We start from the raw sequence: 21357 nt of genomic DNA, 5'->3' as shown, positions 1-21357 counted from the left end.
GGTCCCGTCGGCCGTAAGTCCGGGGACACGTACGCAAAGCGTGAAGGACTCCATAGGCGCGGCTCGCGATATTGCGTCTATTCTCCTGCTCGACGGGGTCTGTTACATCCTCCCCGGAAGTGGTGCTTGGGCGGAAGGACCACGTCACCAAATCCGCGAACGCCTCAGGGTCCTCAACCAGCGCCTTATGGAGCGTCGGGGTCTTAGCATCGAACCCGAGCGCAGGGAATAGTTGTCACTCCAGATTGAGGATTCGTTGAGGCCCAATGCGCTCGTGGTGCCGGGCCGACAGCGCAAAGAGATCCTGGAAGCATGAACTGAGTCCCCGATCTCAGGATCGCTCAACCTAGCTGCGATGAGGTCTTCAAGCCCCGTGACGACGATCTCAGCGGCCTCTATGCTCTCCTCTTCTCGGTCGTATAGGAGGATCACGTCCAGCGCCGCCGCGGGATGCCCTGCGCTCAACAGCGACCGGGCCGCATCAAGCGCTCGCGGGAAGTCGGAGCCGAGCCAGAAGTAGGAGAACTCACGCCAATAGTGTCCTGCTACTTCCGGACTGAGTTCAGCGAGCTTGGACCACACGGTGGCTGGATCCGGGGCAAGCCACAGGATCACTGCGTGAACCCGCGGAACCTCCGTGAGAGAAAGAAGCCTGTCACGGAGATCATTCCCCTCGGCGTGCACTGGACCGACACCCACCTGCCCGAGAGAACGCTGCTGGTGCGGTGGAACCTCACCGCCGTCAACAACAACCGGCTCTACCCCGGCCGCCCCAAGACCAAGGCGAGCCGGAACTGGGTGAGTCTCTCCCCACGCGTCGCCGCCGCACTGGAGCGCCAGGCCGCCCTCGCCCGGGCCAGCCCCCGGGCAGCCCTTTGGAGGGCCTGGTGTTCTGCCAGCCGGACGGTCCCCCGCTGCGCCCGCAGGGCATCCTCACCGAGCTGCGCCGGCGCTCCGAGGAGATCGGCCTTCCCCGGATCGGCGTCCACGACCTGCGCCACACCGCCGCCACCATCATGATCAGCTCACGGGTCCCGCTGGCCGTGGTCTCCAAGACGCTGCGGCATTCGACGCTGTCCACCACCGTCAACCTCTACGGCCACCTGCCGCCCCACGCCGCCCGCGACGCCGTGACCGTCATCGACAAAGCCCTCACCCGCGCCGACCGCAAACACCACGACCAGCGCACCCCGGCATCAGAAGAACGGTCAGCCTGAGACCGGCCTCCGAACGTCTCTCGGCTGCCATCACGCCGCCATCACGTGTCACACGAACGCATCCAGCGGGCCTGCCGTCATCGGCAGACCCGCTGGTGAACACCGTCGGGACGACAGGATTTGAACCTGCGACCCCTTGACCCCCAGTCAAGTGCGCTACCAAGCTGCGCCACGTCCCGGTGCCGTTTGACCTGGGGTTTCCCCAGTCCTAACGCGCAGGGAAACCATACCGCACTCGGGCCGGTGGTCACGCATTCGTTTCCCGGGACGACACAGGGTGGCCTCGCTTGACCTGAACCTCGATTGAGGTTGCAGCCTCGTGCTTATGACGATCACCGATGAACGCCGCAGCGTATACGCGTATGCCGAGCTGCCCCGGCTGATGGGGCTGATGACCGGCGACGAGAAGCACGGACCGGCCGCCACCTCCACGCTGGACGTGCTGTGGGTGCTCTACGACCGGGTGCTGCGGGTCGGACCCGACCGGACGGACGACCCGGACCGGGACCGGTTCCTGCTGAGCAAGGGGCACGGTCCGATGGCCTACTACGCGGTGCTCGCCGCGAAGGGCTTCGTTCCGGTGGAGTGGCTGCCCGCCTTCGGGACGTACGACTCGCCGCTCGGGCACCACCCGGACCGAGTGCTGGTGCCGGGCGTCGAGATCAGCAGCGGGTCGCTCGGCCATGGGCTGCCCATCGCCGTGGGCACGGCGCTGGGGCTGCGGGCCCAGGGGCGGACCGAGACCGCGGTGTGGGTGCTGACCGGGGACGCCGAACTGGACGAGGGCAGCAACCACGAGGCGATCGCCTTCGCCGGGCCGGCCGGGCTGGATCGGCTGCACACCGTCGTCGTCGACAACGCCTCCGCCAGCCACGCCCGGCCCGGCGGGATCGCGGCCCGCTTCGAGGCGGCCGGCTGGTCGGCCGTCACCGTCGACGGCCGGGACCACGAGGCGCTGTACGCCGCCTTCACCGCCGCGCACCCGGGCCGCCCGCATGTGGTGGTGGCCCGCGTGGAGCCCAAGTCCGCCTGAACCACCCCTACTTCAGCACGAAGGATTTCCCACCATGGACACCATGCGTGACCGGTTCGCCCCCGTCGTCACCCGGCTGCTCGACGAGGATCCGCGGGTCGCCGTCGTCCTCGCGGAGGTCGGCAAGGACGCCTTCGCCAAGGCGCGGCGCCGGCATCCGGACCGGGTGATCAACGTCGGCATTCGCGAGCAGTTGCTCGTCGGGGCGGGGGCCGGGCTGGCACTGACCGGGATGCGGCCGGTGGTGCACACCTTCGCCAGTTTTCTCGTGGAGCGCCCCTTCGAGCAGGTCAAACTGGACCTCGGGCACCAGCACACCGGGGCGGTACTGGTCAGCGCCTACGCCTCGTACGACTGGCCCTGCGCCGGCCACACCCATATGGCGCCCGGCGATGTGGCGCTGCTCGACACCCTGGACGGCTGGACCGTGCATGTGCCGGGGCACCCGGACGAGGCCGAGACCCTGCTGCGGCACGCGGTCGCGGCCGGCGACGACAAGGTGTACGTCCGGCTGTCCCTGCTCGCCAACCGTCGGGCGTACGAGGTCGACGGGCGGGGTTTGCGCACCGTCCGGCAGGGGCGTGCCGGGGTGGTCGTCGCCGTCGGTCCGTTGCTGGACGCCGTGCTCGCCGCCACCGAGGGGCTCGATGTCACCGTCCTGTACGCGACGACCGTGCGGCCCTTCGACGCGGCGGCGCTGCGCCGTGCCACCGAGACGGCGGGCACGGACGTGGTCCTCGTCGAGCCGTATCTGGCCGGGACCTCGACGGCGGCGGTGAACGAGGCGCTGTCCGACCTGCCGCACCGGGTGCTCGGCCTCGGGGTGGGGCGGCGGGAGCTGCGGCGGTACGGGACCGCCGAGGAGCACGCCGCCGCACACGGGCTCGACGCGGCGGGCCTGCGCGAGCGGATCGAGGCGTTCGCCGCCGTACCGGCCCGGGGATGAGCGGCGTACGGCCGTCCGCGTACCGGTGGCCCGAAGGGGCAGCCGGCCTGCCTGGTCACCGCGTCGGCGCGGAGCAGAGCGCGGATCGCGGGGAACGAGAGGAGGGCGGCGGCGACCACCGGGCTCATCGCTCCGGTGACCAGCAGCACATGGCCGACACCCAGGGCATCGTTTCCGCCGAACCGGCGAGGGCCTGACCGGCCGTGCCCGCGCCGCAGCCGTATTGCGGCAGGCCCGCGGCGAGCGCCACCGGCAGCATGCTGTCGCCCGGCCGCGCGACGGCCCGGGCCACGAGGAACAACCCGCTCCCGGGGCCGCCCGCGCCGCGCCGTCCGGCTCGGAACACGGCGTCCTGCCGTGCCGGCGGTCCGGTCATCCGCTGCCCGCTCCCCCGCCGTCCGCCGCCGCTGTCGCTGTCGCCGTCGGATCATGCTGCGGGGCGCCGATGCCGGCCCAGCGGTTCACCGGCCGCCCGGCACGCCCACTGCCGGGTGGGCCTCCAGCAGCCGGGGCGGCGCCGCCTGGCGCCAGGAGTCGGCAAGGATGTCGCGCAGTTCGCCCTCGTCCTCCAGCGCGGCGAGCCGGACCCGGACCCAGGCGAACTGGGTCTCGTGCCCGGCGATCCAGAACTTCTCCGGCTCGGCCAGCACCAGTTCGTCGCGTTCCTCCTTGGGACAGCGCACGGCGATGGACGTCTCGTCCTCGGGCAGCGTGGCGAACATCTTCCCGGCCACCCGGAACGTGGGCATGCTCCAGGCGGTCTTCTCGGTCGTCTCGGGCAGGGACAGGGCGATACGGCGTACGTCTTCGGCGTCCGGCATGACAGGCACGCTAGCCGCTGCCACTGACAGCGGCCCTGTCCCCCGGTGCCCACGCACTTGCAGGAGAGCGTCGTGGGCCGCAGCACCCGTATATGAGACGGGCATGTTGTGGAGCGCTCACGTCCGGGCGGCCTCGTCCAGTGCGTCCAGCACCGGCCGGATCAGCGGGTGTCCCTCGGCCCCGCGCCGCACCGCCGCGAAGACCCGGCGGGTCGGGGCCACCCCGTCCACGGGCCGCACGACCACACCCGACAGGTCCATGCCGCGCAGCGCGGAGCGGGGGACGAGCGCCACACCGGCGTCGGCCGCGGCCAGCGACACGACCGCGCGGAAGTCGTCCGAGGAGTGCTCGAGGCGCGGCTGGAAACCGGCGCTCTCACAGGCGAGGACGACCACGTCGTGGCAGGGGTTGCCCGGGTACGGGCCGATCCACGGGTCCTTGGCCAGTTCGGCGAGCGGGACGACGGCGGCACCGGCCAGCCGGTGGCCGGGCGGCACGACCGCGTCGAAGGGCTCGGCGTACAGCGGGACATGGGTCAGGCGCGGGTCGTCGGCCGACGGGGCGCCGCGGTACTCGACGGCGACCGCCACGTCCACCTGCCGGTCCAGGACCATCGGCAGGCTGGCGTCGCCCTCGGCGTCCCGGACGCGGATGCGGATGCCGGGCGCGACCTGGGTGAGACGGGCCACCGCGGGGGCCACGACCTGGGCGATCCCGGTCGCGAAGGCGGCCACAGTGACCGTTCCGGCCTCGCCGCAGCCGTACGCGGCCAGCTCCGCCTCGGCCCGCTCCAGCTGGGCGAGGACGGCGTTGGTGTGGCTGAGCAGGATCTCACCGGCCGCGGTGAGCCGTACGCCCTTCGCGCTCCGCTCGACCAGGCGGTGACCGGTCTCCTGTTCCAGGGCCGCGAGCTGCTGGGAGACCGCGGACGGGGTGAGGTACAGCGCGGCGGCCGCCGCCGTCACCGTACGGTGGTCGGCCACCGCCCGGAGGATGTGGAGCCGCCGCGCTTCGATCATGACGATGAGTATCGCAATATGTCCGGGCCGGTCAGGCCGCCAGTTCGGCCCGCGCCGCGACGAAGGCGTCGACCGCGCGGTTCACATCGTCGGCGGAGTGCGCGGCGGACAGCTGCACCCGGATGCGGGCCTGGCCCTGCGGCACCACCGGGTAGGAGAAGCCGATCACGTACACGCCCCGCTCCAGCAGCAGGTCGGCCATGCGGGCCGCCTTCGCCGCGTCGCCGATCATCACCGGCGCGATGGCGTGGTCGCCGGGCAGGATGTCGAAGCCCTCCTCGGTCATCCGGCGGCGGAACAGCGCGGTGTTCTCGCCGAGCCGCACTCGCAGGTCGTCCGCCGACTCCAGCAGGTCGAGGACCTTCAGGGAGGCCGCCGCGATCACCGGGGCGAGGGTGTTCGAGAACAGATACGGCCGGGAACGCTGACGCAGCAGGGCGACGATCTCGGCGCGGGCGGCGACATAGCCGCCGGAGGCGCCGCCGAGGGCCTTGCCGAGGGTGCCGGTGACGATGTCGACGCGGTCCCTGACGCCGTGCAGTTCGGGTGTGCCGCGCCCCATCGGGCCGACGAAGCCCACGGCGTGCGAGTCGTCGACCATGACCATGGCGTCGTAGCGGTCGGCGAGGTCACAGATCTCGCGGAGCGGGGCGACGTATCCGTCCATGGAGAAGACGCCGTCGGTGACGATCAGCCGCCGGCGCGCGTCCGCGGCCTCCTTGAGCCGGGCCTCCAGGTCGGCGAGATCGCGGTTGGCGTAGCGCAGGCCGCGGGCCTTGGACAGCCGGATCCCGTCGATGATCGAGGCGTGGTTGAGCGCGTCGGAGATGACGGCGTCCTCGGGGCCGAGCAGCGTCTCGAAGACACCGCCGTTGGCGTCGAAGCAGGAGGAGTACAGGATGGTGTCCTCCTGACCGACGAACGCGGACAGCCGCGCCTCCAGTTCCTTGTGGACCTCCTGCGTCCCGCAGATGAAGCGCACCGACGCCATGCCGTAGCCCCAGCGGTCCAGGGCGGCGTGGGCGGCGGCGACGACCTCCGGGTGGTCGGCGAGACCGAGGTAGTTGTTCGCGCAGAAGTTGAGGACCTCGCCGGTGCGGCCGCCCGCGGTGACGGCGACGGTCGCGGACTGCGGGGTGCCGATGACCCGCTCGGGTTTGTGCAGGCCGGCGGCGCGGATCTCGTCGAGGGTGGTGCGCAGGTCGTCGCGTACAGAGTCGAACACGGGGGTCTCCATCATGTGCGGGGGCGAGTGGGGCGAAGGGGTGCGCGGACCGGGCGGGGCATCAGGCGGTCCAGTCGAGGATGACCTTGCCGCCCTTGCCGCCGGCCGCGTCCGCGAACGCCGCCTCGAAGTCGCGGTAGCCGTACCGGCCGGTGATCACCGGGGTGAGATCGAGGCCGCCCTCCAGCAGCACCGACATCGCGTACCAGGTCTCGAACATCTCCCGGCCGTAGATGCCCTTGACCGTGATCATCGAGGTGACGATCCGGGCCCAGTCCACCGGGAACTCCTGGGCGGGCAGGCCGAGCACCGCGATCCGGCCGCCGTGCGTCATGTTGGCGATCATGTCCCGCATGGCCTCGGCACGCCCCGACATCTCCAGGCCGATGTCGAAACCCTCACGCAGCCCCAACTCCCGCTGCCCGTCGGCGATCGACGCACCGGAGACGTTCAACGCAAGGCTCACCCCGACCTTGCGGGCCAGCTCCAGACGCTCCTCGCTCACATCGGTGATGACCACATTGCGGGCACCCGCGTGCCGGGCCACCGCGGCGGCCATCAGACCGATCGGCCCGGCCCCGGTGATCAGCACGTCCTCACCGACCAGCGGAAAAGACAGCGCGGTGTGCACCGCGTTGCCGAACGGGTCGAAGATCGCGGCCACATCGAGATCGACGGGAACCCGGTGCACCCAGACGTTCGCGGCGGGCAGGGCCACATACTCGGCGAACGCGCCGTCGCGGCCCACGCCCAGACCGACCGTGGCCCGGCACAGATGACGCCGCCCCGCCAGACAGTTACGGCACCTGCCGCACACCAGATGGCCCTCACCGCTCACCCGGTCCCCTATGTGGATGTCGGTGACATCCCGGCCGGTCTCCACGACCTGCCCGACGAACTCGTGACCGATGACGAGCGGCGTGTGGATCGCCCGCCGCGCCCAGCCGTCCCAGGACCGGATGTGCAGATCGGTGCCGCAGATCCCGGTCCGCTGCACCTTGATCAGCACATCACCCGGCCCGACGGCGGGCTCCGGCACGTCCGCGAGCCACAGCCCGGGCTCCGCCTTCTCCTTGACCAGCGCCTTCAACGCTACGGCTCCTGTGGTGAGATCCCGGCCGCGGGCAGGCCGAAGGAGCCCGCGGCGGGGACGAGGGTGGGTTCCCGTAGCAATCTGCCGCATACGTGAGGCCCGGTCCATCGAGGTTTTCTTAACCGCCGCCACAGCTTTCCTTCACACACTGCCGGTTCCGTGGCGGTGTGCGGGTCTCACATGTGGGCGCCATGGCTCGGCGCGCGGGCCGGTGCGTGCGCGATCAGGTGACGCACGAGGGTGAGCAGCGTCTGGATGCCGGAGCTGGAGATGCGCGCGTCGCAGCGGACCACGGGGATCGCCGGATCGAGGTCGATGGCGGCGCGCACCTCCTCGGGCTCGTAACGGTGGGCGCCGTCGAACTCGTTGACGGCGACGACGAAGCCGAGGCCGCGCTCCTCGAAGAAGTCGACGGCGGCGAAGCAGTCCTCCAGGCGGCGGGTGTCGGCGAGGATCACCGCGCCGAGCGCGCCCTCGGACAGCTCGTCCCACATGAACCAGAAACGTTCCTGGCCGGGCGTGCCGAACAGGTACAGCACATGTTCCGGGCCGAGCGTGATGCGGCCGAAGTCCATCGCCACGGTCGTCTCGATCTTGTTCTCGACGCCGTCGAGGTCGTCGGTCGCGGCGCTGACCGTGGTGAGCAGTTCCTCCGTGCTGAGCGGCGGGATCTCGCTCACCGCGCCCACGAAGGTGGTCTTGCCCACGCCGAACCCACCCGCCACCAGGATCTTGAGCGCGGTGGGAAACGGGTCAGAGCTGTCGTCGTAGTCCATCGAGCACTGCCTCCAGCAGAGACCGGTCAGTGGGGTGGTGGTGGAAGGCGGGGGGCTTGGCGGTCAGCGCCCCGCAGTCGACGAGGTCCGCGAGGAGCACCTTGGCGACCGCGGCCGGCAGCCGCAGATGTGCGGCGATCTCGGCGACCGAGACGGGGGCGCGGCACAGGTCGAGCGCCTGGGCGTGCTCGGGGCCGAGATAACCGAAGGCACCGGCTCCGGTGGCCATCACCTGGGACATCAGATCGAGCGCGATGGTGGGCCGGGTGCGGCCGTTGCTGACCGTGAACGGGCGTACGAGCCGTCCGGCCGCGTCGTCGAGCCACGGCCCGTCACCGGCCGCCGTCACGCTCAAGGCGTCATCGCCGGGGGTTCGTCGGCGTGCTGCCGTGAGGCGGTCACCAGGTAGGGGCGGACGCTCTTGACCAGCGTCGCCATCTCGTAGCCGAGCACCGCGGCGTCGGCCTCGCGGCCGGCCAGCACGGCGAGGCAGGTGCCGGAGCCGGCGGTGGTGACGAACAGCAGGGTCGAGGCGAGTTCGACGACCACCTGGCGGACGTCCCCGCCGTCGCCGAACCGGGCGCCCGCGCTGCGGCCGAGGGAGTACAGGCCGGAGGCGAGGGCCGCCATGTGGTCGGCGCTGTCGGGGTCGAGGCCGTGGACGGACTTCACCAGCCCGTCGCAGGACAGGAGCACGGCGCTGGTGGTGTGCGGTACGCGCTGCACCAGGCCGCTCATCAGCCAGTCGAGGTCGGATACCCGGGCGGTCGGCACATCGCTCGCCATGGTGGATCGACTCCTTGGGTTCACGCTGGGTGTGGGGGTGGCGGTGGGGGCGGGGGTGGCTGTGTGGGTGAGGAGGGGGGTGGGGAGTGGTGGGGGTGGTGGCGTGGGGGTTGGGGCGGACGCATCGGCCGTCGTGGGGGCGGGTGGTGAGGGGGCGGGTGGTGAGGGGGCGGGTGGCGCGGGGGCCGGTGGTGCCGGGGCCGTCGGGGTGGGTGTCGTCATCCGGTGGGTGCGCTCCCGTCGGGGCGGACGGTCGGATCGGAGACATTCGCGTGGGCGTGCGGCTCGGCCGTGGGGGTGACGTCAGTGTGGTCTGCCTCCATGTGGCCCGCGCCCCTGGGGGCCGACTCCGCGTGAGGCCCGTCCCCAGGGGACTCGTCTGTGTGCAGCCCGGCCGCAGGGGGCTCGTCCGTGTGGGGCGTGTCTGTGTGGGGGGTGTCCGTGTGGGGGGTGTCCGTGTGGAGGGTGTCTGTGTGCGCTCCGTCTATGTGGGTTCGCTCCATGTGGGCCGCGTCCATGGGGAGGGCGTGGGTGTGTGTCCCATAGGTGTGTGTCACGTGAGCGTCGGCCGCGACATCGCGGGACACCCTCATGTGCCATGCGTCTATGTGCGGCACATCCGTGTGGGGAGCCGCGACGGGCGCTCCCGCCGTGTGCGCCGCCTCCATGTGCCTCGCCTCTACGGGTGTCCCCTCCAGGTGTGCCGCGTCCCTATAGGCCCCGTCCAGGTGGGCCGGCTCTGTGTGTCGCGGCTCCGTGTGTCGTGGCTCCGTGTGTCGTGGCTCCGTGTGTCGTGGCTCCGTGTGTCGTGGCTCCGTATGTGGCTGTCTCTGTGACGGTGGCTGTGTCGATTCCGTGTACTGCTGTGCCTCGGCCAGTCCGATGCCTCGTTGGAAGGCCGCCATCAGACCGGGGTCGTGTCCGGCGAGGGCCTCCGGTTCCGGGCGGGGCGCGGGGCCGCCGCGCAGTTGGGGCGCGATGTGTTCCTGGGCGCGGCGGCGTGGCAGCCGGGGCCGGTCCATGGTGCCGCGCACGATGCCGACGCGCGGGGTGGGTGTCAGGCCTCCCTGCCGCTCGACGGCCCATCGGTCGCCGGACCGGATGCCAGGGACGGCCTCCGCGGGATTGGGCCGCTCCTCATGCGCCCCGCGCACCGGCAACGGCGCGAGCGCACCCCCGTCACCGACGCCCGGCCCCATGCCCCCGCCAACTTCCCCGGCCTCCGCGGCCTCCCCAACCCCGGCGTCCCCGGCAACTCCCGCAGCACCGACGACTCCCCCGGCCTCACCAACCCCCGCGGCTTCGCCAACTCCCGCGCCGCCGACGGCTCCCGCACCCCCAGCGACCCCGCTGCCCTCCCCAACTCCCGAGGCTCCGAAAACTTCCGCGGCCTCCCCGACTCCCGAGACCCCAGCGGCCCCCGCGGCCCCGACAACTCCCGCACCGCCGACGACCCCCCTGACCTCCACAACTCCCACGACCCCGCCAACTCCCCCGGCCTCCACGACTTCCGCCGCCTCCCCAACTCCCGCGACCCCGGAGGCTTCCGCAGCCCCAGCGATCCCCCTGACCTCCCCAACTCCCAAGGCTCCGACACCTCCCGCCGCCTCCCCCACTCCAACCACCCCAGAAACTCCCGCGCCCCCGACGATCCCCCTGGCCTCCCCGACTCCCGCCACCCCGGAAACTCCCGAGGCTCCGAAAACTCCAGCCGCCCCCACAACTCCCATGGCCCCAGCGACCCCCCTGACCTCCGCAACCCCCGTACCCCCGGCAACTCCCCCGGCCCCCACGACTCCCGCGACCCCGACAACTCCCGCAGCCCCAGCGACCCCCCTGACCTCCCCAACTCCCAAGACACCGACGCCTCCCGCGGCCTCCCCGACTCCCGCGTCCCCGGCCACTCCCGCGCCCCCGACGATCCCCCTGGCCTCCCCGACTCCCGCGACCCCGGCAACTCCCGCGACACCAGCGACCCCCGTGCCCCCCGCAACTCCCACGACCCCAGCGACCCCCGTGCCCCCGGCAACTCCCCCGGCCTCCCCAACTCCCGTGACGCCGACCCCTCCCGCGACGCCGGCCGCTCCCATGACGCCGTATGTTCCCGTGACGCCGGCTGTTCTCGTGGTTTCGGTGGCTTCCGGCTCTTTTGTGGTTGCCGCCGGATGGCGTTGTGCGTGCCGTCCTCGACCGGTCGACGGCTCGCTGGGAGCGCCCGGTCGGCCGGTCGTCGTGCCCGCCGGGGCGTCGGCCGGGGACTCCCCCGGCGGGCTCCATGCCTCGCCCGGCGCCCCGGCCGGGGCCGCGTCAGCCGCCGTCCCCCGGGTGCCGGCCTGCGCGCCCGGTCCCGTGCCCAGCAGGGCCTGCGGGAGGACGACCACGGCCTGCACGCCGCCGTAGATGTTGGTCTGCAGGCGGACGTTGATGCCGTGCCGCCGGGCGAGCTGGGAGACCACGAAGAGTCCGATCCGGCCGTCCGCGAGCAGGCTGGCGACATTGACCTGGTCGGGGTCGGCGAGCAGGGCGTTCATCTTCCGCTGTGCGACGAGCGGCAGCCCGAGGCCGCGGTCCTCGACCTCCACGGCGAGCCCGGAGGTGACGAGGTCGGCGCGGAGCAGCACCTGGGTCTGCGGGGCGGAGAACACGGTGGCGTTCTCGACGAGTTCGGCGAGCAGGTGGATGACGTCGGCGACGGCGTGGCCGCGCAGTTCGCCGTCGATCGGCGGCACCAGTTTGACCCGGGAGTACTGCTCGACCTCGGCGATGGCCGAGCGCAGCACCTCCGTCATGGACACCGGGTTGCTCCACTGCCGGCGGGAGACGGCGCCGCCGAGCACGGCGAGGTTCTCGGCGTGGCGCCGGATGCGGGTGGCCAGGTGGTCGACGTGGAAGAGGCCCTTGAGCAGGTCGGGGTCCTCGATCTCGTTCTCCAGTTCGTCGAGGGTGGAGATCTCCCGGTGCACCAGGGACTGCAGTCGTCGGGCGAGGTTGACGAAGACCTCCAGTTTCTGCTCGCTGCCGGCCTGGCTGGAGAGCTGGGCGGCCTGGACGACGGCGTGTACGGCGCCGTCGTGGGCGCGGCCCAGATCGGCGGCGAGCAGTTCGAAGTCGTCGGCGTCCGTGGGCGGTCTGCCGCGCGGTTTGCGCCGCGGCGCTCCCTCGCCGCGCCGCAGCGCCTCCACGAGGGCGCGCAGGTCGGCCTCGCCGCGCGCGGTGCCGCGGCGCAGCGCGGCGAGGCGGTCGCCGACCGTGCGGGCGGCGCGGTCCGCGGCCACGGCGGCGACGGCGATGCCCACGACGGTCACCGAGGCCGCCCCTGCGAGCACGCCCCACAGGGCGAGTCCGGGTCGCGCGCCGGTGGTGCGCACGGTGAACAGGACGGCCGCGCTCGCGCTGAGGGCGACCGCGAGGGGCGGCAGTACGGCGAGGCGCAGGAGTTGGGGCCGTAGGCGCGGCTCGCGCGGTGCGGGTACGGGGCGGTTCGCCGGTCGCCCGTGCCGGCCGCCCTCTCGGCGGTCGGCACGGGGGGCCGGTGCACGGAGGTGAGACATCGGTGTCCTCGTACTGGTCCGTCGGGCCTGTTTCCTCGCGCGGGGTGCACGAGGTGGGCATGCGCCATCGCGGTGCCGGTCGGGGGGCCGAGGACGTGGGGCGTCCGGCCCTGCCCGGCCGACGGACACTGACAGTAGTCGTCCGCGCATCATGTGCGAGGGGCAGTTGGCAAAGTCCCTCGCCGAGGGTCCCGCTCTGGTATGAGGCTTCGTACGACAGCGCGACGACCTCGTGGGGGACGTGCGGTCGAACTGAAAGAGACCGATCCGACCTGGTCGGAAGCGATCACGAAGGGTCGGCGGGCGTCGGTGGGCCGCTCGCTCCCCGGCTCGCATCACCCGTCCGTTTCCTCCCTGTTGTCCGTCCCGGGTCGTCCGGGCGGGTGTCTCCTCCCGCAGGGCGAGTGTCTCGGGCTCCCACGCCGGAGCGTCACCGCCCGTGTCCGCCGCGCCGACGCCTCCCGCCGACGGTCAACCGGCACCCAGCACCCAGCACCGGCAGCCGACCGTGTCCGCGGTCCCGCCACCGCCGGGGCGCCACGGTTCGCGGTGCACGGCGCGGCCGTTCGGCGCCCGGCCCGCCCACCCGGACTTCCCCGTGCCACAACGTGTCCCCTGGCCCCGCTGCCCGCCGGGAGTTCCGTGCCGCGGCCCGCTCCCCTGTCCGTCGACTTTCACGCGCCATTGGTTCGGCGTCCCCGCACCGGATACCGGTCATCGTCCGGGTTCCGGTCATCGTCCGGATTCCGCCGGGGCCGAGCACCGACCGATTTCCGACGCGAGGCAAGCCGGGCGAACGGGCAGCGCCCGGTCGGCCCGGATGTCCGGACCCAGCCCGGCGGCCGTCGGCCGGTAGACGCCGGCCGAGCCCCCGGCGTGCGGGAAGCACACCAGTCGGGGCGCCCCCGGTGCGGCCGGGTGGCAACGCCGGATCCGCGCAGCGGCGTTCATGGGTCCGCCCACCGACTGCCTCCTCGTACCCGTCTGGCCGATACCACCATCTTCCCGGCGGCAGCCGCACCATGTCACGCCCACGGCCGAAAACCCGGTGCACGACCCGGCCAATATCAACGACACCAACTGCCAGGAGAATAGGGATCCGGATCGGACACCGATCACACGAAACCACTGCGCAGGCCGGATTTCTTCGGAGGCGACGGCACACCCCCACAGATGTCCGGATCGGCGTCTGGACCATCCCTTCACGGATGAATTCATGCCGGGCACCAGGGATTTCTCGTCAGGCGCCCGGACCATGGGGAATGAGCCAAGTGCGCACGCAATACTGCGTTTACCCGAGCCCTGTTGACACCGTGAGACCCGCGATGTGACTCTCGTACGGGTCACGCCGGGCATTCAGACAATGCGGCGGCGGTGACGTCATAAGTCGGCTTCCGCCGGGGCCGTATTGCGATACGCGCCCGACCCCTCCCCTTTTCGGGATATCACGCCGGCCGACTCGCCAAGAATGCGGAGCATGGGATGTTCACTGCCGACAGGTCCGCGACCATACATGCGCAATCACTGCTCATTCCATTTGGAGGACGGCGCAAGAACCCCGCTGGGGCCGACTCCTTTTCCACCGTCCTGTTTCATCCGTCGGGCGGCCGTCTCGGACAGTATCTGGGGCTGATCGGCCATCTGTCCCGGCGCGGCTGCGTACACGGAGTACGGGGGCGCGGCCTGCGCCCCGGAGAGTCCCCGCACGACGATGTGAACGCCATGGCCGACCTGTACGCCGGGTTGCTGAGCGAACTTGCCGAGCCGCCCGGCCTGCTGGCGGGCTGGTCGCTGGGCGGCCTGCTGGCCTGGGAGGTGGCGCACCGGCTGCCGTCCGGCGGGCCGCGGCCCGCCGTCGTGATGGTGGACAGCTTCGCGGCGCCCTGGTCCGCCTGCCACACCGCCCGCGGACACCTGCGCGAACGCATCCTCGGCGGGCTGCCCGCCACCACCGGCGCCGAGGAGCGGGCCCGCGCGGCACGCACCGCCGATGCCCATCTGACCGCGTCCGCCGCGCATCACGCCGCTACCGGACGGCCGGGCCCGGCCCTGCTGCTGGCCTGCGCGAGCGAGGAGCGGGCCACGCAGCGGGACGACTGGCTGCGCAGAGACCCCTCGCTCGACGTGCGGGACCTGCCCTGTTCACACTTCGAGGTGTTCGACGCGGCCCGGGTGCCCCTGCTGCTACGGCACATCGACGACTTCCTCGCCGCGCATGTTCCCGCGCGCCCATAGCCGTCCCCGCGCCGCTCACCACCCGGTACGGCACACCGCCGACATCGTCGTACCCGACCATCCGGGAGTCGCTCAGTGACCGCGCAACCCGCTTTCGACACACACCTCTTCGACTGCGTCCAGGTCAATCTGGCCGCCGTGGCCGAGCGGTGGCACGGCCCGGGAACCGGCTTACGACTCGGAGCCGGGCTGCGCTTCGCCCCGTCCCCCGGCCCCGACGGCCTGCCGACCGTGGAAAGCAGCCCGTCCACGCAGTTCGAACTCGCCGAACGGGCCCTGGGGCTCGTCGTACGGCGGACCCGCCATGTCCGCATCGAGGACCTGGCGCCGGGCGAGGGCTGCTTCGTGCTGGCCGACGCCTACCACCTGCCCTGGGTGCCCTACCACGGCCGGCAGCATGTCGAGCACAGTTTCCTGCTGGTGGCGTGGGACAGCGAGACGTTCACCGTCGAGGACCACTACCACAACGAGACGCCGTGGGGCAGCGCCCGTCCCGGCACCTGGCGGCTGAGCCGCGATCTGCTGCCCGGGCTCCCCGACTGCACCCTGGCGGTGGAGCTGTCGCCCGGCACGCTGCCGAAGGACCCGGGCCCGCGCCTGGAACCGGCAGTGCAAGCGCAGACGTACGCGCGGGCCTACGCCGAGCATCCGGACCGGGCGGCCGCGCTGCGCCGGCTGACCCTGGAGACCTGGCTGCTGGCCCGTTCACGCGCGCTGCACGCCGCGTACCTGGTCCGGCGCGGACGGACCGGGCCCCGGGTGGCGGACCAGGTGGACGCCTGGCGTGCGCTGGCCGAGCAAACGTTCCTCGCCACCCGCCGCGTCGCCCGTGGCCGGCCCGAACCGGGCGGTCTGACCGACCGGTTGGCCCGGCTGCTGCACACCGACACCGATGTGTTCGGCGGCCCTGCGGCCGCAACGGAGCCGGCCACGGCGTTCACCGGGCATGGGTCCGAGACCGAGCGCCGAGCGGTCGCCGCCACGGTGGCGGACGTGCTCGGCACCGATCCCGCCGCGCTGCTGTCCGGTACCCGGCTGCCCGACGTGGCGGGATTCTCGTCCTTCCGTCTGGCGGAGATCATCGACCGGCTGGAGGACGAGCTGGGTATCGAGTTCGACGGCGACGACCTCACGCCCGAGAACTTCCAGGACGTGGACGCCGTCTGCCGTATCGCCCGGTGGCCCGCCCGGCTCGGCGCGGCGGCCGGCCCGTCGGCCGGCAAGGAGGTGTGATGCGCTCCGAGCCCGCTCTGCTGCACGACCTGCTGCATACGACGGCCGAGCGACGGCCGGACCGCCCCGCGGTCAGCGCCGACGGACACACCCTCCGACACGGCGAGTTGGCCGCCGCGAGCCGACGTGCGGCGGCGCTGCTGGTCCGGCTCGGCGTCCGCCCCGGCGAGCGGATCGTGATCAGCGCGCCCTCCTCCGTGCTGCTCGCTGCCCTGGTCTACGCCGCCTCCGAGGCCGGTGCGGTCTTCTCGCTGCTGCACGAACAGGTGGGCGGCCCGCAGTTCGAGCACATCCTGGACGACTGCGAGCCCTCGCTGGTGATCAGCGACCACCCGCGGCAGCGGGCCGCCGCCGAGAAGCGTGGGGTGCGGGTCGCCGGATGCGACGACATCGCCGCCCACGCCTTCGACGCCAGCGTCGCGCCCCCCGGCACCTCCCGCCGCCGAGGGGCCGCCCCGGCTCTCCGTCGACCCGGTCTGCCTGATCTACGCCTCGGGCACCACCGCCCTGCCCAAGGCGGTCGTCAGCACCCACGCACAGGTCCTGTTCGCCGCGCGGGCCATCCAGCAGGTGCTGCGCTACCGGGCCGAGGACGTCGTCTACAGCCCGCTCCCGCTCTCGTTCGACTACGGCCTCTACCAGTTGTTCCTGGGCGGCCTGAGCGAGGCCCTGGTGCGGCTGGGCCGGCCGGCCGAGACCGGGCCCGGGCTGCTGACCCGGCTGCGGGACTCCCAGGCGACGGTGCTGCCCGCCGTGCCCTCGGTGGCCGGCGCACTCGCCCGGCTGCTGCAACGCTCCAACGCCGGGCTGCCGCGCCTGCGGCTGCTCACCAACACCGGCGCGGCGATGCCGAAGGAGACCCTGGACGCGCTGCGCGGCGCCTGCCCCCGGTTGCAGGTGCAGCTGATGTACGGGCTGACGGAATGCAAGCGGGCCACCGTCATGCCCGTCGACGGCGACCAGGTGCGGCCCGGCTCCAGCGGACTGCCCCTGCCCGGCACCGACGTGTTCGTCGTCGACGACGCGGGCCGGCGCCTGCCGCACGGCGCCGTCGGGGAGATCACGGTGCGCGGCCCGCACGTGATGGCGGGGTACTGGCGGCGGCCCGCGCTGACGGCCGAGCGGTACGTCCCCGACGCCGTCGGCATGCGCCACGGCTATCTCAAGGACTCGCCGACCGGTCTGGAGCGGGCCCTGCGCGATCTGCGTTCGGCCTCGCTGAACTACAGCAACGACCGGTTGCACCTGGTCGACGGGAAACTGGCCCTGCTCGATCCCGAGGTGCGCTTTGTCTGACACCCGGTACGCCTCGTCGCCGCCCGAACCCGACGCGCCGGCCCGCCCCGGCCCCCGGCAGGACGCGCACCCCACACCCGCACCCACCGACCCGGACACACCGAACGACGCGCACCCCACGCCCCCACCCGCCGACCCGGCTCACCCGGACACGCCGAACGACGCGCATGCCACGCCCGCGCCGGAGGCTCCCGCGGACGGCTTCGCCGGGCGGCTGCGGCGGGCCCTGGCACCGCTGCCCGACGACGCCGAGGCGGGCGCCGTGTGGCGGGCCCTCGGCCGCGGCGGCATCACCGCGGCACTGTACGCGTCCCGGCACCCGAACGGTCTGCCCGTGGACCTGGACCGGCTCGGCACCCTGTTGTCCGTGCTGGACGCCCGCGGCGACAACGGCGTCACCCTCAGCGTGCTCGTGCAGACGGCCAGCGCGCTGCCGCTGCTGGCGAACGCGTCGGGCGAGCGGTGCGCCACCGCCCGCGCACGCGTGCTGGCGGGCGATGCGCGGGTGGCGCTGGCGGCGACGGACGAGGGTGCCCCCGGCTCCGACCTCGCCGCGCTCACCACCGAGGTCGCCGTCCGTGCCGGCCATCTCACCCTGGACGGCGGCAAACGCTGGATCACCAACGCCCTCGGCGCCGGGTATCTGCTGGTGCTGGCCCGGCAGCGCCCCGGCCGGCACTTCACCAGCTTCAGTTGGGTGCTGGTGCCCGCGGACGCCCCCGGAGTGACGGTCACCCCGGCCGACACCCCGCTGCTCGCCCGGTCCGGCACCGGCCATCTCCGGTTCGAGGGGGTACGGCTGGACGCGGATCACCTCGTCGGCCGTCCCGGCCGCGCCCTGCCCGACTTCGCCCGGCACATGGCGACGGAGCGGATCGCCGGGGCGTACTGGGCCGTCGCGCTGACCTCGCGCGTGCTGCGCGCCACCCGGGACCGGCTGGCGCACCGGGAGTCGGACGGCCGGCCGCTGTGGCAGAACCCGGTGGTCCGCCGGGACTTCGCGGCCTGTCTGGTCCGTGTGACACAACTGCGGGCGCTGCTGGACAGTGTGACGGGACAGGTCACGGCCGACCGGGACCTCGCCTGGGCGGGATTGCTGAAGGCGGCCGTCGGGCTGGAGGCGGACGCGGTCCTCAGCCGGTGCGCCGAGCTTCAGGGCGCCGACGGCATGGCGCGGGGCGGTGCCCATCGGATCCGGGCCGAGGCGGCGGTCCTCGGCCTCGGCGGCGGCGCCACCGACCTCATGCTCGCCCAGGTCGCGGACCGCGCCGAGACGTTCCTCGACCGGCTGGGGACACACCCGTGAGGTGGGGCCGGGTGGCCGAGCGGGTCTGGGTGATCAGCGGTCCGCGCCTACGGTGGCTGCGGACCGCGCCGGACCCCCGCGATGTGGCCGCCGCCGCGGGCCTGCCCTCGTGGCGGGCCGCCGAACGGCTGGCGGGCCTGGCGGCGCTGCGCGAGTTGCTGGCGCGGGTCCGCCCGCCGCTCGCGGGCGCCGGCATCGTCGCCGCTCCCGGCCGTCCGCCCCGGCTGGCGGGCGCGCCCGGCGTGGCCGTCAGCGTCTCCCACGACAAGGACGCGGTCGCGGCGGCCGTCGCGCTGGACGGACCGGTCGGCGTGGACGTCCAGCAGGTGCCGGACCGTGACCACGACCGGCTGCTGCGCCGCTGTCTTGGGCCATGGGCCGACGAGGCGGCACGCTGGCCGCGGGCCGAGCGGCGCAGGGAACTCGCCTGGGTGTGGACGGCCCAGGAGGCCTGCGTGAAAGCCGCGGGTACGGGCCTGCGCGGCCGGCCCTGGACCATCGAGATACCCCCGCACGCGACCGGCGGACGGTGGCGGACCATGCGCTGGCTGTCCCTGCGCGACTGGTCCGCCGTCCCCCTGAGCTGCGCCTTCCACGATCCCACCGACGGCCTGCACGCCACGGACACCATCGGGGAGAAACGAGGATGACGACCGGTCAGCACTTGTACAGCTGGTTCGCCGACTCCGCGGAACGCTTCGGTGACCGCCGCGCCCTCGAAGCGGGCGCGGAACACCTCACGTACGAGGACCTGCGCGCGCTGGGCGAGAACATCGCCGCCGGGCTCCTCGCCGACCTGGGAGAGGTGCCGCTGCGGGCCGGTCTGGTGACCGGGCGGAACGTCCTGACCTACGCCTCCTATCTGGCGCTGCAACGGCTGGGCAGCACGGTCGTACCGCTGTCGCCGGCCGCGCCCTTCGAGCGCAACCGGCTGATCGCCGAGACGGCCGGGCTGGACGTCGTGGTCGGACCGCACGGGTCGGCGGAGGTGGCGGGGGTGCCGCGGCATGTGCCCGCGCCGGGCGGCGGCCCGGTGGCCGCGCTGCCTGAGGAGCCGGCCGGCGGCCCGGACGATCCGGCGTACATCCTGTTCACGTCCGGCTCGACCGGGGTCCCCAAGGGGGTGCCGGTCTCGCACCGGAACGTGTCGGCGTACCTCGGTCAGGTGACCGGCGCGTTCGGCACCGGCCCGGACAGCCGGTTGTCCGGGACCTTCGACCTCACCTTCGATCTGTCGGTGTTCGACATGTTCACCGCCTGGGGCAGTGGGGCGGCGCTGGTGCTGCCGTCCCCGCGTGATCTGCTGACGCCGGTGCGCTGGGCGGCTGCGCGGGAACTCACCCACTGGTTCTCCGTGCCGTCGGTGGTCTCCCTCGCGCACCGGATGCGGGAGCTGCGGCCGAACCGGCTGCCGGCGCTGCGCTGGAGCCTGTTCTGCGGGGAGCCGCTGACCCGGCAGCAGGCCGCGTGGTGGGCCCGGGCCGCCCCGGCGAGCACCCTGGCCAATCTGTACGGGCCCACCGAGCTGACCATCAGCTGCACCGCGTACGTGCTGCCCGCGCGGCCCGAACAGTGGCCCCTGACCAGCAACGACACGGTACCCATCGGCGAGTTGCACCCCGGGCTTGAGCATCTGGTGCTGGACGAGCGGGGCTGGCCGGCCGAGACCGGTGAGCTGGTGGTCAGGGGGCCTCAGCGGTTCGCCGGCTATCTGGACCGGGCCGAGAACTCCGGCCGGTTCGTGGCACCCGACCCGGCGGACGGTGCCGTCGGCGGGGCGGGCGGCGCGGGCCTGACCGACGGGCACTGGTACCGCACCGGCGACCGGGTCACCCGTGAGGACGGGCGGCTGGTCCACCTCGGACGCCTCGACCAGCAGGTGAAGGTCAACGGCTACCGGGTCGAACTCGGCGAGGTGGAGGCCGCGTTGCGCGCTGGGCCGGGTGTCACCGATGCCGTCGTGGTGGCCCTGCCCCAGCCCGGCGGGGACACCGTGCTGCGGGCCGCCTGCTCGGCCTTCGGCGCCGACGCCGACGCGCTGCTGTCCGGACTGCGCACCCGTCTGCCCCCGTACATGGTGCCGCGCAGCGTCACCGTCCTGGACCGGCTGCCGGCTCAACGCCAACGGAAAGCTGGACCGCTCGGCCGTCGCGGGGATCGTCGCGGACGTGCGGCCCTGCCCATCACCCCCCTCAGCATTGGGCCTGCCTCATGAATGCACCGGTCTCCTCGCCCAAGGCCCTGCGCCCCCGTCACCCCGCCGTACCCGCCGCCGCCTACCGCGCCGCCATCTCCCACCTGCCGACCGGCCTCTCGGTGGTCACCGCCCCTGGCCCGAACGGCCCGGTCGGCTGCACGGTGACCGCGGTGCTGTCACTGTCGGTCGATCCGCCCAGCCTGCTGGTGTCGTTCGCCTCCCGGAGCCGGACCCTGGCCTCTGTGCTGGCGGCGCGCTGCTTCGCCGTCAATGTGCTGTCCTGGCAGGACCGGGCCCTGGCCGACCAGTTCGCCACCGGCCCCGTCGACGCCCGTTTCGCCGGGGTCGAGGTCCGGCGGGTCAACGGGGCGCCGGTGCTGGACCGGTGCACGGCGGGGGTGGTGTGCGAGGTGCGGGAGAGCGTGGAGTTCTTTGACCACACCGTGGTGGCGGGCGTGGTGACATGGACCCGGACGGGCACGGCCGATCCCGCGGTGCTCTACCGGCGCGCCCACCATGCGCTCCTGTCCCGTCCCGCGCACGGCCCGGCCGGCGGTGGTGCGGCACTCGCGGTCCTCCCGGTCGCCCTGAGCACGGTCCTGACGACCCGACGCTGAGCCCA

The 21357-nt window shown here is 72.9% G+C and carries 20 protein-coding genes, 1 tRNA gene and 1 pseudogene; 11 read left to right on the top strand and 11 right to left on the bottom strand.

What is annotated here, in order from left to right:
• Positions 1-144: 144 nt before the first annotated feature.
• Positions 145-684, bottom strand: a complete 540-nt coding sequence (locus tag ABT245_RS24275) for a hypothetical protein (RefSeq protein ID WP_351736868.1) — start codon at positions 682-684, stop codon at positions 145-147.
• 203 nt (positions 685-887) lie between these two features.
• On the opposite strand from ABT245_RS24275, the gene ABT245_RS24270 reads away from it, so the two are divergent.
• A complete protein-coding gene (locus ABT245_RS24270; RefSeq protein WP_351736866.1) occupies positions 888-1217 on the top strand; it encodes a tyrosine-type recombinase/integrase in 330 nt (109 codons plus the stop codon).
• Between the two features lie 105 nt (positions 1218-1322).
• Here the strand turns inward: ABT245_RS24270 and ABT245_RS24265 are convergent.
• Positions 1323-1396: transfer RNA gene (locus ABT245_RS24265), tRNA-Pro, on the bottom strand.
• A 146-nt stretch (positions 1397-1542) separates the two neighbouring features.
• On the opposite strand from ABT245_RS24265, the gene ABT245_RS24260 reads away from it, so the two are divergent.
• Both ABT245_RS24260 and ABT245_RS24255 read left to right on the top strand, forming a co-directional pair.
• On the top strand, positions 1543-2250 hold the full coding sequence (locus ABT245_RS24260; protein WP_351736864.1) for a thiamine pyrophosphate-binding protein: 708 nt from the start codon (positions 1543-1545) through the stop codon (positions 2248-2250).
• Between the two features lie 34 nt (positions 2251-2284).
• The gene (locus ABT245_RS24255; RefSeq protein ID WP_351736862.1) at positions 2285-3196 is read left to right on the top strand and encodes a transketolase family protein; all 912 of its coding nucleotides are present in this window, start codon (positions 2285-2287) and stop codon (positions 3194-3196) included.
• 124 nt (positions 3197-3320) lie between these two features.
• Here ABT245_RS24255 and ABT245_RS24250 read toward each other — a convergent pair whose 3' ends face one another.
• From ABT245_RS24250 to ABT245_RS24210, 9 genes are all read right to left on the bottom strand, one after another.
• Complete coding sequence (locus tag ABT245_RS24250; protein ID WP_502982178.1) at positions 3321-3572, bottom strand: hypothetical protein; 252 nt, start codon at positions 3570-3572, stop codon at positions 3321-3323.
• Positions 3573-3657: 85 nt separating this feature from the next.
• Positions 3658-4017, bottom strand: a complete 360-nt coding sequence (locus ABT245_RS24245) for an MmcQ/YjbR family DNA-binding protein (RefSeq protein ID WP_351736860.1) — start codon at positions 4015-4017, stop codon at positions 3658-3660.
• 117 nt (positions 4018-4134) lie between these two features.
• On the bottom strand, positions 4135-5037 hold the full coding sequence (locus ABT245_RS24240; protein WP_351736858.1) for a LysR family transcriptional regulator: 903 nt from the start codon (positions 5035-5037) through the stop codon (positions 4135-4137).
• A gap of 31 nt (positions 5038-5068) precedes the next feature.
• On the bottom strand, positions 5069-6262 hold the full coding sequence (locus ABT245_RS24235) for a glycine C-acetyltransferase (protein ID WP_351736856.1): 1194 nt from the start codon (positions 6260-6262) through the stop codon (positions 5069-5071).
• A gap of 61 nt (positions 6263-6323) precedes the next feature.
• Positions 6324-7352: an L-threonine 3-dehydrogenase gene (gene tdh, locus ABT245_RS24230; RefSeq protein ID WP_351736854.1), complete on the bottom strand. Its 1029-nt coding sequence runs from the start codon at positions 7350-7352 to the stop codon at positions 6324-6326.
• A 179-nt stretch (positions 7353-7531) separates the two neighbouring features.
• Entirely contained in the window at positions 7532-8131 is a 600-nt protein-coding gene (locus ABT245_RS24225; protein WP_351736852.1) for a GTP-binding protein, read from the bottom strand.
• The gene (locus ABT245_RS24220; RefSeq protein WP_351736978.1) at positions 8109-8480 is read right to left on the bottom strand and encodes a DUF742 domain-containing protein; all 372 of its coding nucleotides are present in this window, start codon (positions 8478-8480) and stop codon (positions 8109-8111) included. The genes ABT245_RS24225 and ABT245_RS24220 overlap by 23 nt, the downstream gene beginning before the upstream one ends.
• A gap of 2 nt (positions 8481-8482) precedes the next feature.
• Complete coding sequence (locus tag ABT245_RS24215) at positions 8483-8917, bottom strand: roadblock/LC7 domain-containing protein (RefSeq protein WP_351736850.1); 435 nt, start codon at positions 8915-8917, stop codon at positions 8483-8485.
• Positions 8918-9135: 218 nt separating this feature from the next.
• Entirely contained in the window at positions 9136-12468 is a 3333-nt protein-coding gene (locus ABT245_RS24210; protein WP_502982177.1) for a sensor histidine kinase, read from the bottom strand.
• 1482 nt (positions 12469-13950) lie between these two features.
• On the opposite strand from ABT245_RS24210, the gene ABT245_RS24200 reads away from it, so the two are divergent.
• From ABT245_RS24200 to ABT245_RS24165, 8 genes and pseudogenes are all read left to right on the top strand, one after another.
• On the top strand, positions 13951-14703 hold the full coding sequence (locus ABT245_RS24200) for an alpha/beta hydrolase family protein (RefSeq protein WP_351736848.1): 753 nt from the start codon (positions 13951-13953) through the stop codon (positions 14701-14703).
• 75 nt (positions 14704-14778) lie between these two features.
• On the top strand, positions 14779-15936 hold the full coding sequence (locus ABT245_RS24195; RefSeq protein ID WP_351736846.1) for an acyl carrier protein: 1158 nt from the start codon (positions 14779-14781) through the stop codon (positions 15934-15936).
• Positions 15936-16235: pseudogene (locus ABT245_RS24190) on the top strand (AMP-binding protein); the annotation flags it as partial. The gene ABT245_RS24195 and the pseudogene ABT245_RS24190, both read left to right, overlap by 1 nt.
• Positions 16236-16296: 61 nt before the next feature.
• Positions 16297-17232, top strand: coding sequence for an AMP-binding protein (locus ABT245_RS24185; RefSeq protein ID WP_351736844.1), 936 nt, complete (start codon positions 16297-16299; stop codon positions 17230-17232).
• A complete protein-coding gene (locus tag ABT245_RS24180; protein WP_351736842.1) occupies positions 17225-18538 on the top strand; it encodes an acyl-CoA dehydrogenase family protein in 1314 nt (437 codons plus the stop codon). The genes ABT245_RS24185 and ABT245_RS24180 overlap by 8 nt, the downstream gene beginning before the upstream one ends.
• 11 nt (positions 18539-18549) lie before the next feature.
• Positions 18550-19188, top strand: coding sequence for a 4'-phosphopantetheinyl transferase family protein (locus ABT245_RS24175; protein ID WP_351736840.1), 639 nt, complete (start codon positions 18550-18552; stop codon positions 19186-19188).
• Entirely contained in the window at positions 19185-20753 is a 1569-nt protein-coding gene (locus ABT245_RS24170) for an AMP-binding protein (RefSeq protein WP_351736838.1), read from the top strand. Before ABT245_RS24175 ends, ABT245_RS24170 begins: the two co-directional genes overlap by 4 nt.
• Entirely contained in the window at positions 20750-21352 is a 603-nt protein-coding gene (locus ABT245_RS24165; RefSeq protein WP_351736836.1) for a flavin reductase family protein, read from the top strand. The genes ABT245_RS24170 and ABT245_RS24165 overlap by 4 nt, the downstream gene beginning before the upstream one ends.
• The last annotated feature ends 5 nt before the right edge of the window (positions 21353-21357 follow it).

Source organism: Streptomyces sp. NPDC001508, from assembly GCF_040298665.1.
Taxonomy (GTDB): domain Bacteria; phylum Actinomycetota; class Actinomycetes; order Streptomycetales; family Streptomycetaceae; genus Streptomyces.
The sequence above is the reverse complement of the archived record's forward strand: the minus strand, read 5'-3'. Positions and strand labels throughout refer to the sequence as shown.